General features: G+C 60.8%; 13 protein-coding genes. 9 read left to right on the top strand and 4 right to left on the bottom strand.

The window, feature by feature from the left end; translation table 11 throughout:
* The first annotated feature begins 11 nt into the window (after positions 1 to 11).
* The 5 genes from ACIQV9_RS13630 to fdhA all read left to right on the top strand — a co-directional run bounded on the left by ACIQV9_RS13630 (position 12) and on the right by fdhA (position 6,540).
* Positions 12 to 341: a sarcosine oxidase subunit delta gene (locus tag ACIQV9_RS13630; RefSeq protein ID WP_403102034.1), complete on the top strand. Its 330-nt coding sequence runs from the start codon at positions 12 to 14 to the stop codon at positions 339 to 341.
* Positions 338 to 3,355, top strand: coding sequence for a sarcosine oxidase subunit alpha (locus ACIQV9_RS13625; protein ID WP_403102031.1), 3,018 nt, complete (start codon positions 338 to 340; stop codon positions 3,353 to 3,355). The genes ACIQV9_RS13630 and ACIQV9_RS13625 overlap by 4 nt, the downstream gene beginning before the upstream one ends.
* Positions 3,356 to 3,484: 129 nt before the next feature.
* The gene (locus tag ACIQV9_RS13620; protein WP_403102029.1) at positions 3,485 to 4,117 is read left to right on the top strand and encodes a sarcosine oxidase subunit gamma; all 633 of its coding nucleotides are present in this window, start codon (positions 3,485 to 3,487) and stop codon (positions 4,115 to 4,117) included.
* A 157-nt stretch (positions 4,118 to 4,274) separates the two neighbouring features.
* Positions 4,275 to 5,132 (top strand): formyltetrahydrofolate deformylase, encoded by an 858-nt coding sequence (purU, locus tag ACIQV9_RS13615; protein ID WP_008147101.1) that lies wholly within the window; start codon positions 4,275 to 4,277, stop codon positions 5,130 to 5,132.
* A gap of 208 nt (positions 5,133 to 5,340) precedes the next feature.
* On the top strand, positions 5,341 to 6,540 hold the full coding sequence (gene fdhA, locus ACIQV9_RS13610) for a formaldehyde dehydrogenase, glutathione-independent (RefSeq protein ID WP_007947729.1): 1,200 nt from the start codon (positions 5,341 to 5,343) through the stop codon (positions 6,538 to 6,540).
* 154 nt (positions 6,541 to 6,694) lie between these two features.
* On the opposite strand, the gene ACIQV9_RS13605 is transcribed toward fdhA, so the two are convergent.
* Genes ACIQV9_RS13605 through ACIQV9_RS13595 form a run of 3 tightly spaced genes read right to left on the bottom strand, consistent with a single transcriptional unit; the run spans position 6,695 to position 8,649 of the window.
* Complete coding sequence (locus ACIQV9_RS13605; protein WP_403102027.1) at positions 6,695 to 7,369, bottom strand: anti-sigma factor domain-containing protein; 675 nt, start codon at positions 7,367 to 7,369, stop codon at positions 6,695 to 6,697.
* Positions 7,366 to 8,001, bottom strand: coding sequence for an RNA polymerase sigma factor (locus tag ACIQV9_RS13600; protein WP_403102381.1), 636 nt, complete (start codon positions 7,999 to 8,001; stop codon positions 7,366 to 7,368). The genes ACIQV9_RS13605 and ACIQV9_RS13600 overlap by 4 nt, the downstream gene beginning before the upstream one ends.
* A gap of 54 nt (positions 8,002 to 8,055) precedes the next feature.
* Entirely contained in the window at positions 8,056 to 8,649 is a 594-nt protein-coding gene (locus ACIQV9_RS13595) for a fasciclin domain-containing protein (RefSeq protein WP_403102024.1), read from the bottom strand.
* 330 nt (positions 8,650 to 8,979) lie between these two features.
* Here ACIQV9_RS13595 and ACIQV9_RS13590 point away from each other — a divergent pair, with 330 nt between their 5' ends.
* Complete coding sequence (locus ACIQV9_RS13590) at positions 8,980 to 9,534, top strand: DUF2780 domain-containing protein (protein WP_403102022.1); 555 nt, start codon at positions 8,980 to 8,982, stop codon at positions 9,532 to 9,534.
* A gap of 1 nt (position 9,535) precedes the next feature.
* Here ACIQV9_RS13590 and ACIQV9_RS13585 read toward each other — a convergent pair whose 3' ends face one another.
* The gene (locus ACIQV9_RS13585) at positions 9,536 to 10,423 is read right to left on the bottom strand and encodes an acyltransferase (RefSeq protein ID WP_403102019.1); all 888 of its coding nucleotides are present in this window, start codon (positions 10,421 to 10,423) and stop codon (positions 9,536 to 9,538) included.
* Positions 10,424 to 10,706: 283 nt separating this feature from the next.
* Between ACIQV9_RS13585 and ACIQV9_RS13580 the strand changes: the two genes are divergently transcribed.
* Genes ACIQV9_RS13580 through creC form a run of 3 tightly spaced genes read left to right on the top strand, consistent with a single transcriptional unit; the run spans position 10,707 to position 13,371 of the window.
* Positions 10,707 to 11,213 (top strand): ATP-dependent zinc protease, encoded by a 507-nt coding sequence (locus tag ACIQV9_RS13580; RefSeq protein ID WP_403102016.1) that lies wholly within the window; start codon positions 10,707 to 10,709, stop codon positions 11,211 to 11,213.
* A gap of 59 nt (positions 11,214 to 11,272) precedes the next feature.
* Positions 11,273 to 11,953, top strand: a complete 681-nt coding sequence (creB, locus tag ACIQV9_RS13575) for a two-component system response regulator CreB (protein WP_403102013.1) — start codon at positions 11,273 to 11,275, stop codon at positions 11,951 to 11,953.
* Entirely contained in the window at positions 11,953 to 13,371 is a 1,419-nt protein-coding gene (gene creC, locus ACIQV9_RS13570) for a two-component system sensor histidine kinase CreC (RefSeq protein WP_403102010.1), read from the top strand. Before creB ends, creC begins: the two co-directional genes overlap by 1 nt.
* Positions 13,372 to 13,483 lie beyond the last annotated feature (112 nt).

Genomic DNA, 13,483 nt, shown 5'->3' with positions numbered 1-13,483 from the left:
GAGAAATCCCCATGTTGCATATCTTCTGTCCTCACTGCTTTGAGCTGCGCTCCGAAGAGGAATTCCACGCATCCGGCCAGGCGCACATCCCGCGTCCACTGGATCCGAACACCTGCACCGACGAGGAGTGGGGCGACTACATGTTCTTCCGCGATAACCCTCGCGGTCTGCACCACGAGCTGTGGGATCACGTCGCCGGTTGCCGTCAGTACTTCAACGCCACCCGTGACACCGTGACCTACGAGATTCTCGAAACCTACAAGATCGGCACCAAGCCGCAGTTCACCGACAAGACCGATAGCCCGAAAGCGGCCACGACGGCTCTGGGAGAGAAGGTATGAGCCAGATCAATCGCCTGTCCAACGGTGGACGGATCGACCGCAACAAAGTGCTGAGCTTCACCTTCAACGGCCAGGTCTACAAAGGCTTTGAAGGCGATTCGCTGGCCGCTGCCCTGCTGGCCAACGGTGTCGACATCATTGGTCGCAGCTTCAAGTACTCCCGTCCGCGCGGCATCTTCGCAGCCGGTGCCGAAGAGCCGAACGCCGTGCTGCAGATCGGCGCGACTGAAGCCACGCAAATCCCGAACGTACGGGCCACGCAACAAGCGCTGTATCAAGGTTTGGTCGCCACCAGCACCAACGGCTGGCCGAGCGTGAACAACGACATGATGGGGATTCTCGGCAAGGTCGGCGGCAAGCTGATGCCGCCGGGCTTCTACTACAAAACCTTCATGTACCCGCAATCGTTCTGGATGACTTACGAGAAGTACATTCGTAAGGCTGCCGGTCTTGGCCGCTCGCCGACCGAGAACGATCCGGACACCTACGACTACATGAACCAGCACTGCGACGTGCTGATCGTCGGCGGTGGCCCTGCTGGCCTGGCCGCTGCACTGGCGGCTGCCCGCAGCGGTGCTCGTGTCATTCTCGCCGATGAGCAGGAAGAGTTTGGCGGCAGCCTGCTCGATTCCCGCGAAAGCCTCGACGGCAAACCGGCCGCCGAATGGGTCGCCAGCGTCATCGCCGAACTGAAAGACACCCCGGACGTGCTGCTGTTGTCGCGCGCCACGGTCAACGGTTACCACGACCATAACTTCCTGACCATTCACGAACGCCTCACCGATCACCTCGGCGACCGTGCGCCGATTGGCCAGGTACGTCAGCGTATCCACCGGGTTCGCGCTAAACGTGTAGTGCTGGCGACCGGCGCTTGCGAGCGTCCGCTGGTTTACGGCAACAACGACGTGCCGGGCAACATGCTCGCTGGCGCCGTGTCGACTTACGTTCGCCGCTATGGCGTGGCACCGGGCAAGAAACTGGTGCTGTCGACCAACAACGATCACGCCTATCGCGTTGCGCTGGATTGGCTCGATGCCAGTCTGCAAGTCGTCGCTATCGCTGACGCTCGCAGCAACCCGCGCGGTGCGCTGGTGGAAGAGGCTCGCGCCAAAGGCATCCGCATCCTGACCGGCAGCGCCGTGATTGAGGCCCGTGGCACCAAGCGCGTGACTGCCGCTCGCATTGCTGCGATCGATGTCAAAGGCCACGCCGTAACCAGTCCTGGCGAATGGCTCGATTGCGACCTCGTTGCCACTTCCGGCGGTTACAGCCCGGTGGTTCACTTGGCTTCGCACTTGGGCGGCAAGCCGATCTGGCGTGAAGACATCCTCGGTTTCGTACCGGGCGAAGCACCGCAGAAACGCGTGTGCGTCGGTGGCATCAACGGCGTCTATGGCCTCGGTGATTCGTTGGCCGATGGTTTTGAAGGCGGCGCTCGCGCAGCCAGCGAAGCCGGTTTCAGTGTGGTCGAAGGCACGTTGCCGAAAGCCCTGAGCCGTCTCGAAGAACCGACGCTGGCGCTGTTCCAGGTACCGCACGAAAAAGGCACCTCACGTGGACCGAAGCAATTCGTCGACCTGCAAAACGACGTCACCGCCGCCGCCATCGAACTGGCGACCCGCGAAGGTTTCGAGTCGGTCGAGCACGTCAAACGTTACACCGCACTGGGCTTCGGCACTGACCAGGGCAAGCTCGGCAACGTCAACGGCCTGGCCATCGCCGCCCGTTCGTTGAACGTGACCATCCCGCAGATGGGCACCACCATGTTCCGCCCGAACTACACGCCCGTCACATTCGGCGCCGTGGCCGGTCGTCACTGTGGGCACATCTTCGAACCTGTCCGTCACACCGCGCTGCATCACTGGCACGTGAAAAACGGCGCCGAGTTTGAAGACGTCGGTCAGTGGAAGCGTCCTTGGTACTTCCCGAAAAACGGTGAAGACATTCACGCTGCCGTGAAACGCGAATGCAAAGCCGTGCGCGATAGCGTTGGCCTGCTGGACGCTTCGACCCTGGGCAAGATCGACATCCAGGGCCCGGACACCCGCGAGTTCCTCAACCGCATCTACACCAACGCCTGGACCAAGCTCGATGTGGGCAAGGCGCGTTACGGCCTGATGTGTAAAGAAGACGGCATGGTATTCGACGACGGCGTGACTGCATGCCTGGCCGACAACCATTTCGTGATGACCACCACCACCGGCGGCGCTGCACGCGTGCTGCAATGGCTGGAAATCTACCACCAGACCGAATGGCCGGACCTGAAGGTGTACTTCACGTCCGTGACGGATCACTGGGCAACCATGACCCTGTCCGGGCCGAACAGCCGCAAGCTGCTCAGCGAAGTGACCGACGCCGATCTGAGCAACGAAGCCTTCCCGTTCATGACCTGGAAAGAAGCGCTGGTCGGCGGTGTGCCGGCGCGGATTTTCCGGATTTCGTTTACCGGTGAGCTGTCGTACGAAGTCAACGTGCAAGCCGACTATGCGATGGGCGTTCTCGAGAAAATCGTCGAGGCCGGCAAGCAGTACAACCTGACCCCGTATGGCACTGAAACCATGCACATTCTGCGGGCCGAGAAAGGCTTCATCATCGTCGGTCAAGACACCGACGGCTCGATGACCCCGGACGACCTGAACATGGGCTGGTGTGTCGGTCGCACCAAGCCGTTCTCGTGGATCGGCCAGCGTGGCATGAACCGCGAAGACTGCGTGCGTGATCAACGCAAACAATTGGTCGGCCTGAAGCCGATCGATCCGACCAAATGGCTGCCGGAAGGGGCGCAACTGGTGTTCAACACCAAGCAGACGATCCCGATGACGATGGTTGGTCACGTCACTTCCAGCTACCTGCACAACTCCCTCGGTTACTCGTTTGCCATGGGCGTGGTGAAGGGCGGCTTGAAGCGCATCGGTGAGCGCGTGTTCGCACCGCTGGCGGATGGCAGCGTGATCGAGGCGGAAATCGTTTCTTCGGTGTTCTTCGATCCGAAAGGGGATCGCCAGAACGTGTAAGTCGATCGTTCCCACGCTCTGCGTGGGAATGCATCCCGGGACGCTCCGCGTCCCAAGAGCGGACGCAGAGCGTCCATGGCGGCATTCCCACGCAGAGCGTGGGAACGATCAACAAAAGAAAGGTGCTTTATGACCGCAGCCAATGTTTACCAACAACGCCCAACCACTGGGGCCAAAGCCGAGTCGTCGCTGCATCACGCCGACCTCGCCAGCCTGGTGGGCAAGGGCCGTAAAAGCGCCGGCGTGATCGTGCGTGAGAAAAAACTCCTCGGCCACCTGACCATTCGTGGTGATGGTCATGATGCGGCGTTCGCCGCTGGCGTGCACAAGGCCCTCGGCATTGAATTGCCGGGTGCTTTGACCGTCGTGGTCAAAGGCGAAACCAGCCTGCAATGGATGGGGCCGGATGAATGGCTGCTGATCGTGCCGACCGGTGAAGAATTTGCCGCCGAGCAGAAACTGCGCGAAGCGCTGGGCGACCTGCACATCGCGATCACCAACGTCAGCGGCGGCCAGCAGCTCCTCGAACTGAGCGGCCCGAACGTGCGCCAGGTGCTGATGAAGTCCACCAGCTACGACGTGCACCCCAACAGCTTCCCGGTGGGCAAGGCTGTCGGCACCGTGTTTGCGAAGTCGCAACTGGTGATCCGCCACACCGGGGAAGACACCTGGGAACTGCTGATCCGTCGCAGCTTCTCGGATTACTGGTGGTTGTGGTTGCAGGATGCGGCCGCCGAGTACGGCCTGAGCGTCCAGGCGTGACACGGATGATCGTTCCCACGCTCTGCTGATCGTTCCCACGCTCCGCGTGGGAATGCATCTCGGGACGCTCCGCGTCCCTTTAACAGCCGGACGCAGAGCGTCCATGGCGGCGTTCCCACGCAGAGCGTGGGAACGATCAGATAGGAGTCACCGCACTATGAGCCGCGCCCCAGACACATGGATTCTGACCGCCGACTGCCCAAGCGTCCTCGGCACCGTGGACGCGGTGACCCGCTTTCTGTTCGAGCAGGGCTGCTACGTCACCGAGCACCATTCCTTCGATGATCGGCTCTCGGGCCGTTTCTTCATTCGCGTGGAATTCCGCCAGCCTGACGGTTTCGATGAACAAGCCTTCCGCGCAGGGCTCGAAGAACGCGGCCAAGCCTTCGGCATGATCTTCGAACTCACGGCACCGAACTACCGCCCGAAAGTGGTGATCATGGTCTCCAAGGCCGACCATTGCCTCAACGATTTGCTCTACCGCCAGCGTATCGGCCAATTGTCGATGGACGTGGCCGCCGTGGTCTCCAACCACCCGGACCTCAAGCCGTTGGCGGATTGGCACCAGATTCCGTACTACCACTTCCCGCTGGACCCGAACGACAAGCCGTCGCAAGAGCGTCAGGTGTGGCAGGTAATCGAAGAGTCCGGCGCCGAACTGGTGATTCTTGCCCGCTACATGCAAGTCCTGTCGCCCGAGCTGTGCCGCAAACTCGACGGCAAGGCGATCAACATCCATCACTCCCTGCTGCCGGGTTTCAAGGGCGCCAAGCCTTATCACCAGGCCTACAACAAGGGCGTGAAACTGGTCGGCGCCACGGCGCATTACATCAACAACGACCTCGACGAAGGCCCGATCATCGCCCAGGGCGTCGAGGCCGTGGACCACAGTCATTACCCCGAAGACCTGATCGCCAAGGGGCGGGATATTGAAGGGCTGACCCTGGCGCGGGCGGTTGGGTATCACATTGAACGGCGGGTATTTCTCAACGCCAATCGCACGGTCGTTCTTTAGATCGCCATCGCGAGCAGGCTCACTCCCACAGGGGATTTGTGTCTGCCACATATCTCAGTCACACCAAAGTTCAACTGTAGGAGTGAGCCTGCTCGCGAAGAGGCCATAACAGACAACACAAGACACACAGGCAACAACCAGAGCAATCAACGCGCCGCCGCTGTCTGGCGACGCGACCGCTACATAAAAACAACAGCGAGGTGAAAGCATGTCTGGCAATCGTGGTGTGGTGTATCTCGGCAATGGCAAAGTCGAAATACAGAAAATCGACTATCCGAAAATGCAGGACCCGCGCGGCAGGAAGATTAACCACGCTGTCATCCTGCGTGTGGTTTCCACCAACATCTGTGGTTCCGACCAGCACATGGTGCGCGGCCGTACCACCGCTCAAACCGGCCTGGTGCTGGGCCATGAAATTACCGGCGAAGTCATCGAGAAGGGCAGCGACGTCGAAAACCTGCAGATCGGCGACTTGGTGTCCGTACCGTTCAACGTTGCTTGCGGGCGCTGCCGTTCCTGCAAAGAGATGCACACCGGCGTCTGCCTCAGCGTTAACCCGGCGCGTCCGGGCGGTGCCTACGGTTATGTCGACATGGGCGACTGGACCGGTGGCCAGGCTGAATACGCGATGGTGCCGTACGCCGACTTCAACCTGCTGAAACTGCCTGATCGCGATCGCGCGATGGAAAAAATCCGCGACCTGACCTGCCTCTCAGACATTCTGCCGACCGGTTACCACGGCGCAGTGACGGCCGGGGTTGGCCCAGGCAGCACCGTGTACATCGCCGGTGCCGGTCCTGTCGGTCTGGCCGCAGCCGCTTCCGCTCGCCTGTTGGGCGCGGCCGTGGTGATCATCGGTGACGTCAACACCGTCCGCCTGGCGCACGCCAAGGCGCAGGGTTTCGAAATCGCCGACCTGTCCCTGGACACCCCGTTGCACGAACAAATCGCTGCACTGCTGGGCGAGCCAGAAGTGGATTGCGCCGTCGACGCCGTAGGCTTCGAAGCGCGCGGCCACGGCCATGACGGCGTGAAACACGAGGCCCCGGCCACCGTGCTCAACTCGCTGATGGGCGTTGTCCGTGTGGCCGGCAAAATCGGTATCCCTGGCCTGTACGTGACTGAAGATCCGGGTGCCGTCGATGCAGCCGCGAAGATGGGCAGCCTGAGCATCCGCTTCGGACTGGGCTGGGCCAAATCCCACAGCTTCCACACCGGCCAGACGCCCGTGATGAAGTACAACCGCCAGCTGATGCAGGCGATCATGTGGGACCGCATTCACATTGCCGACATTGTGGGTGTGGAAGTCATCAGCCTGGATGACGCGCCACGTGGGTATGGCGAGTTCGATGCGGGCGTGCCGAAGAAGTTTGTGATTGATCCGCACAAACTGTTTAGCGCGGCGTAAGGCTTTACGCAAAAACAAAACGGCGACCTACGGGGCGCCGTTTTTTTTGGATCAAAAGATCGTCCGATCGCGGCCCGAGCCTGCGGCAGCGCCTATAGGGATAGGCGGTCGGCGTAGGAGATGCCTCAGGTTGCGATCTTTTGATCTTATGTTTTCAAAGGGCTGCTAATGCGCCTTGATACAACACCGGCCCCGTCGGTTGCCCCGTCGGTGAACCACCCTTAGGCTCAAGACTGACGGCCAGCACAATCGGCTTGCCAATAAGCGCTTTCTGCACATCGCTGAGCTCTACACGACCCTTGCCGTCAGCCGGAATCACACCAAGTGAAATCGGCTTGCCATCCGCCGGAATCGCCCACAACTCCAGACTGCGCCCCGGTTCAACCGCTGCCAGCGTCAGCGGCTCGACCTTCAGATAATCCTCATGCGCCTCAACCTTCAGCGCAGGCTGCGCCTCGGCCGTCAGCAGTGTGGCGCTGTAACGCGCATTGTCGCGGTTGTAGAACACGCCCAAGGTCACGGCGATCACCAGCGAGCAAACCGCCCCCGTCACCCGCAACCAGTTCCAGAACGAACGCTTCTCTGGCATATGCAGCACTTGCGGCTCTATGCGTGCCGTAATTCCCTGCCACACCCGATCTGGCACCGGCTGCTCGGGCAGGGCTTCGGTCAAACTGACCAGGCTTTCCTGCCACTGCGCCAGTTCCGCGCGAAGCGCTGCGTCTTCCAGCAACAACTGTTCAAAACGCCGACGCGCGGCAGAAGGCATCAGGCCAATGGCGTAATCAGCGGCGAGGGCGCGGCGCAGGGTCGGGGTTTGATAGTTCATGATTCAAGACACCTGCGCAGTCGCTCCATACCGCGGCGGATCCAGGATTTCACCGAGCCCAGCGGCGCGTCCAGGTGTTCGGCGAGCTCAGAGCAGGACAGCCCCTGAAAGTAAGCCACGGTGATCGATTGGCGCTGCATGCCGTCGAGTCTTTCCAGGCACCGGTTCAACGCGTTGGCCTCACGGGCACTGCTGAGTTGATCGTGGGCCGATGGGGTTTCATCCACCAGCGCCTGTTCTTCAAGGTCGCTTAATGGCCGGTCACGGTGTTTGCGCAACTGGTCGATGGCTTGATGACGGGTGATGTTGATCATCCAGGTCAGCGGCGCCGACAAATGCGCCTCATAGCGCGAGGCGTTGTTCCAGATGCGCACGAAGCTTTCCTGCAGCACTTCTTCAGCCAGATCCGGTCGCCCCATGAACCGCAGCGCTACGCCATGCAGCCGTGGGCCGACGCTGCGGTAAAGCGTCTCGAAAGCGCGGCGGTCGCCCAGTGAACACTGGGCCAGAAGCTGCCTGAGCTGATCGGCGTCGGCGTTGGGAATGGCAGTTCTCCAAGCAATTGAGGTGGGCTGCGTGAGGAGCCGATTGCAGGCAGAGGTTAGTTCACGCTGTGCAGTTGTTCCATTCACGGCGGACACCTCGGGAAAACCGCCGACCCTGATGCGCAGGGTCGGCGGCACGGCTCAGCTTTTCGGCATCAGCACTTTGTCGATGACCTGAATCACGCCGTTGGACTGGTAGACGTCGTAGGTGGTGATGTCGGCGACGTCACCTTTTTCATCCTTGATGGTGATGTTGTGCGGGCCGTTCATCATCACCCACAGCTTGCCGCCCGCGACGGTGGTCAGTTCGGCTTTGCCGCCACCGGCCTTGATCTTCTCGGCCAGGGTCATCATGTCGAGTTTTCCGGCGACGACGTGGTAGGTGAGGACGTGAGTCAGGGTCGCTTTGTTGGCGGGTTTGAGCAGGGTGTCGACAGTGCCGGCCGGCAGCGCAGCGAAGGCCGAGTTGACCGGAGCGAACACGGTGAACGGGCCTTTGCCCTTGAGGGTATCCACCAGGCCTGCGGCTTTCACGGCGGCGACCAAGGTGGTGTGGTCGGCGGAGTTCACGGCGTTGTCGATGATGTCCTTGCTCGGCAACATGCTCTGGCCGCCGACCATGACCGAGTCGTGGCTCATGGTTGCCGCTTGCACGGTGCTCAGGGCGAATCCGCCGCCAAGAGCCAGGGTCAGCAGGCTGGCAATCAACGGCGTTTTGATCGAAGTGCGTTTCATGGTGATGATCCTTGTGGGGAGAATCGGCCAGAAATGTCTGTCCGTGCTTGATATACGCGGGTGGGGCCAGACTGGATGCAGCACGAAGGCATTCTTTTTGGACTTGGCCACAACACATGACCCTGGAGCTGCCGAAGGCTGCGATCTTTTGATCTTCAGCGTATTCAGTTCCGCCAACAATCAAGATCAAAAGATCGCAGCCTTCGGCAGCTCCTACAGAAACCGCGACAAGCTCACTGGGCTGGGAACAATCCTTAGGGTCACCAGTCCAAGGAACAGTTTTCCGCCACCCATTGCCGGGCGGTTTTTATGGCGCAAGAGGATGTCTGGATGAAGATTTCACGCGGTTTTGCACTGGCTTCGCTGATGACCCTCGCGGCCAGCCCTGTCTTCGCCGGTTTCAGCCTGGAAGATGTGACCAAAGCGGCCTCAAGCATGCAGGGTGATAATGCTGCCGCAGCCGCAGCGCCAACTTCAGAGACGGCCGGTTTGTTGAGCGCGCTCACTCAATTGAACGTGACGCCCCAACAGGCCGTCGGCGGGACCGGGGCGATGTTGGGGCTGGCGAAGAATCAGTTGAGCTCGACGGATTACTCTGAACTGGCCAAAAGCGTTCCGGGGATCGACAAGCTGTCCGGCGGCGGTGAGCTGGGTGCTCTCGCGGGCTTGCTCGGGTCTTCCGGCAAGGCGGCCGGTCTGGACAACGCCCTGGGCACCGTGAAGAACACCAACGATCTGAACAACGCTTTCAGCGCGTTGGGCATGGACAGCGGGATGATCGGCCAGTTTGCCCCAGTGCTTCTGCAATACCTCGGTCAGCAGGGCGTTGGCGGTTCGCTGCTGGAAAGCCTGGGCGGGATCTGGGGCGCAGGCACCGGTACCTGATTCAACGGCGCTCGGCGCGCAAGGCGTCGATGCGTTGATCCTTCTCGATCCAGAGCTGGTTGACCCAGTTCTGGATCGTTTCGCGGAACACCGGATCGTTTTCGTAATCGCCTTGCCACAGCGCCGGGTCGAGTTCGCGGGTCTTGATGTCGATGATGACCCTCGGCACGTTGCCACTGATCAAGTCCCAAAACCCCGGAATCTGCTGCTGCGGATACACCACCGTGACATCGAGCACGGCGTCCAGCTGTTCGCCCATTGCCGCCAGCACAAACGCTACGCCGCCGGCCTTGGGCTTGAGCAGGTGAGTGAACGGTGACTGCTGCTGAGCGCTTTTCGCCACGGTGTATCGGGTGCCTTCCAGGTAATTGACCACGGTCACCGGCTGACGCTTGTACAACTCGCACGCCGCTTTGGTGATCTCCAGGTCCTTGCCGGCCAGTTCCGGGTGTTTGGCCAGGAATGCCTTGGTGTAGCGCTTCATGAACGGGTAATCCAAGGCCCACCACGCCAGCCCCAGGAACGGCACCCAGATCAGTTCTTTCTTGAGGAAGAATTTGAAAAACGGCGTGCGGCGATTCAGGGTCTGGATCAGCGCCGGGATATCGACCCAGGATTGATGGTTGCTGATCACCAGGTATGAGGTGTCGCGGCGCAGGTCATCGCCGCCGCGGATGTCCCATTGGGTGGGGATGCACAGGCGGAAAATCAGCTTGTCGATCTCGGCCCAGGTTTCGGCGATCCACATGACTGACCATGAGGCGTAGTCGCGAAAGCGCCCGGGCAGGATCAGTTTGAGCAGGGCAAACACCATCAGCGGCCCGAACAGGACCAAGGTGTTGAGCAACAGCAGCAGGGTAACGAAACAGCCGGTGAGCAGGCGGCGCATAAGTAACTCTTGAAAGCATTTGGGCGCGCCATGATATGCAGCTTCGGGCGGCAGGCCAAATCGGCGGTGACGAATGTTTCACTTTTAAACCGTTAACCTCCTCACACTGATCGTTCCCACGTCGAGGCGTCGAACCGTCCGCGTGGGAATGCAGCCCGGGACGCTCTGCGTCCCAAGAGCGGACGCAGAGCGTCCATTGAGGCATTCCCACGCGGAGCGTGGGAACGATCTACCCGATAAAGGTCTAAAATCCCGCTGCCCACTCCTTATGGATGCCCATTACGTGAAATCCCTTCTTGCACTGCTTTCCCTCGTGGCCCTGCCGGTCCTGGCTGCCGAGCCGACGCTGTACGGGCGTTACGAATACATTGCGCTGCCGGAAATCGGCGGCGAAGTCCTTAAAGCAAAAATGGACACCGGCGCCCTGACGGCGTCGCTGTCTGCCAAGGACATCGAAACCTTTACCCGCGACGGCGACGAGTGGGTACGTTTCCGCCTCGCCACCAAAGGCGCGAGCAACAAGGTCTACGAGCACAAGGTTGCGCGGATCAGCAAGATCAAGACCCGCTCCGAAGAAGACGATGATGACAAGGAAGCCGTTGAGCCGACCAAGCGTCCGGTGGTCGATCTGGAACTGTGCCTGGGCAACGTCAAGCGCACCGTCGAGGTCAACCTGACCGACCGCAGCAGCTTCAACTACCCGTTGCTGATCGGGGCCAAAGCCTTGCGTGAATTCGGCGCAGCGGTGAACCCGGCGCGACGTTTCACGGCAGACAAACCCGACTGCTGATTGACGGAACGAGAGGCTTGGGGCACCGTTCGCCCACTTAACTGCCGGGCTCGGACGCCATGCCTCATATCCTGATTGTCGAAGACGAAGCGGCGATTGCCGACACCCTGATATTCGCGTTGCAGGGGGAGGGGTTCACCACCACCTGGTTGAGCCTCGGCGCGGCGGCGCTGGAGCATCAGCGCCAGACCCCGGCCGACCTGATCATTCTCGACATCGGCCTGCCGGACATCAGCGGCTTCGAGACCTGCAAGCAACTGCGGCGTTTCAGCGAAGTGCCGGTGATCTTCCTCAGCGCCCGTGATGCGGAAATCGACCGCGTGGTGGGCCTGGAAATCGGCGCCGACGACTACGTGGTCAAGCCGTTCAGCCCCCGGGAAGTCGCGGCGCGGGTCCGGGCGATTCTCAAGCGCATGGCACCGCGACCGGTGGCCGAAGTCTCATCGGCGTTGTTTCGTGTCGACAGCGAACGCGTGCAGATCAGCTATCGCAATCAGCCATTGAGCCTTACGCGGCAAGAATTCCGCCTCCTGCAATGCCTGCTGGAACAACCCGAACGGGTCTTCAGTCGCGAGCAATTGCTCGATGCGCTGGGCGTGGCCGCCGATGCCGGTTACGAGCGCAGCATCGACAGCCACATCAAAAGCGTGCGCGCCAAATTGCGTCTGGTGAAGGCCGACGCCGAACCGATCCAGACCCATCGCGGCCTCGGTTACAGCTACAGTCCGGGGCACAGCTGATGCCATTGGGGATCCGGATTTTCCTGGTCTATGTGCTGTTTATCGGCCTGACCGGTTACTTCATGCTCAACACCGTGATGGAAGAAATCCGCCCCGGGGTGCGTCAGTCCACCGAAGAAACCCTGGTCGACACCGCCAACCTGATGGCGGAGATTCTTCGCGATGATTTCAAGGCCGGCACCCTCAACCAGAACCGCTGGCCGGAACTGCTCAAGGCATATGGCGAGCGGCAGCCGAAGGCAAGCATCTGGGGCTTGCCGAAGAACCAGGTCAACCACCGCATCTACGTTACCGACGCTAAAGGCATCGTCGTGCTGGATTCCAGTGGCACGGCGGTGGGGCAGGATTACTCGCGCTGGAACGACGTCTACCTGACGTTGCGCGGTGAATACGGCGCACGTTCCACCCGCAGCGATCCGAACGATGCGACCTCTTCGGTGATGCACGTCGGCGCGCCGATTCGCGACAACGGCCAGATCATCGGTGTGGTCACCGTGGCCAAGCCCAACAGTTCGTTGCAGCCTTACGTGGATCGCACCGAACGTCGATTGCTCGCCTATGGCGCCGGGCTGATCGGCCTGGGCCTGCTGTTCGGCGCGCTGTTGTCGTGGTGGTTGAGCGCGGCGCTGCGGCGGTTGACAGCCTATGCGCAGGCCGTCAGCGAAGGACGGCGCGTCGAGGTTCCGCATTATCGCGGCGGTGAGCTGGAGCAACTGGCGACGGCGGTGGAACAGATGCGAACCCAGTTGGAAGGCAAAGCCTACGTCGAGCGTTATGTGCACACGCTGACCCATGAATTGAAAAGCCCGTTGGCGGCGATTCGTGGCGCGGCGGAGTTACTGCAAGGTGACATGCCGTTGGCCCAGCAGCAGCGTTTCGTCAGCAATATCGACAGTGAAAGCGTGCGAATGCAGCAGTTGATTGAGCGGCTGCTGAACCTGGCCCAGGTCGAACAGCGTCAAGGGCTGGAAGAGCGGGTGGCGGTGCCGTTTGCGGGTTTGGTGGATGAATTACTCAACGCACAGGCCGCGCGGATCGAAGGCAAGAAGTTGCGCGTGGAGCAGCGGATAGCTCCGGATGTGAATCTGCATGGCGAGCCGTTTCTGTTGCGTCAGGCGTTGGGGAATCTGCTGGAAAATGCTTTGGATTTCACTGCGCCTCAGGGGCTGCTGCGGTTCAGCGCCGAGAAGGTCGGTGAGCAGATCGAGTTCAGGTTGTTCAACCAGGCCGAGGCGATTCCAGACTATGCGTTGCCGCGTTTGAGCGAGCGTTTCTACTCGCTGCCGCGACCGGACAGTGGGCGCAAGAGCACCGGGTTGGGGCTGAACTTTGTGGAAGAAGTGGTCAAGTTGCATGGTGGGTCGTTGAGCATTGGCAATGTCGAGGGTGGGGTGGAAGTCGTATTGCGCCTGGCTTAGGACCGAGTTGCGGCCAAGGGAGTGTCATAAATTTTGTGTTCGGGCATAACATGTAGCAGAGGTGCATGTATGCCAACCAAAAAGAAACCGGCCCGTGAGGCCCAGCGTGACC

The sequence above is a fragment of the Pseudomonas sp. NPDC099000 genome, assembly GCF_044759925.1.
Taxonomy (GTDB): domain Bacteria; phylum Pseudomonadota; class Gammaproteobacteria; order Pseudomonadales; family Pseudomonadaceae; genus Aquipseudomonas.
The sequence above is the reverse complement of the archived record's forward strand: the minus strand, read 5'-3'. Positions and strand labels throughout refer to the sequence as shown.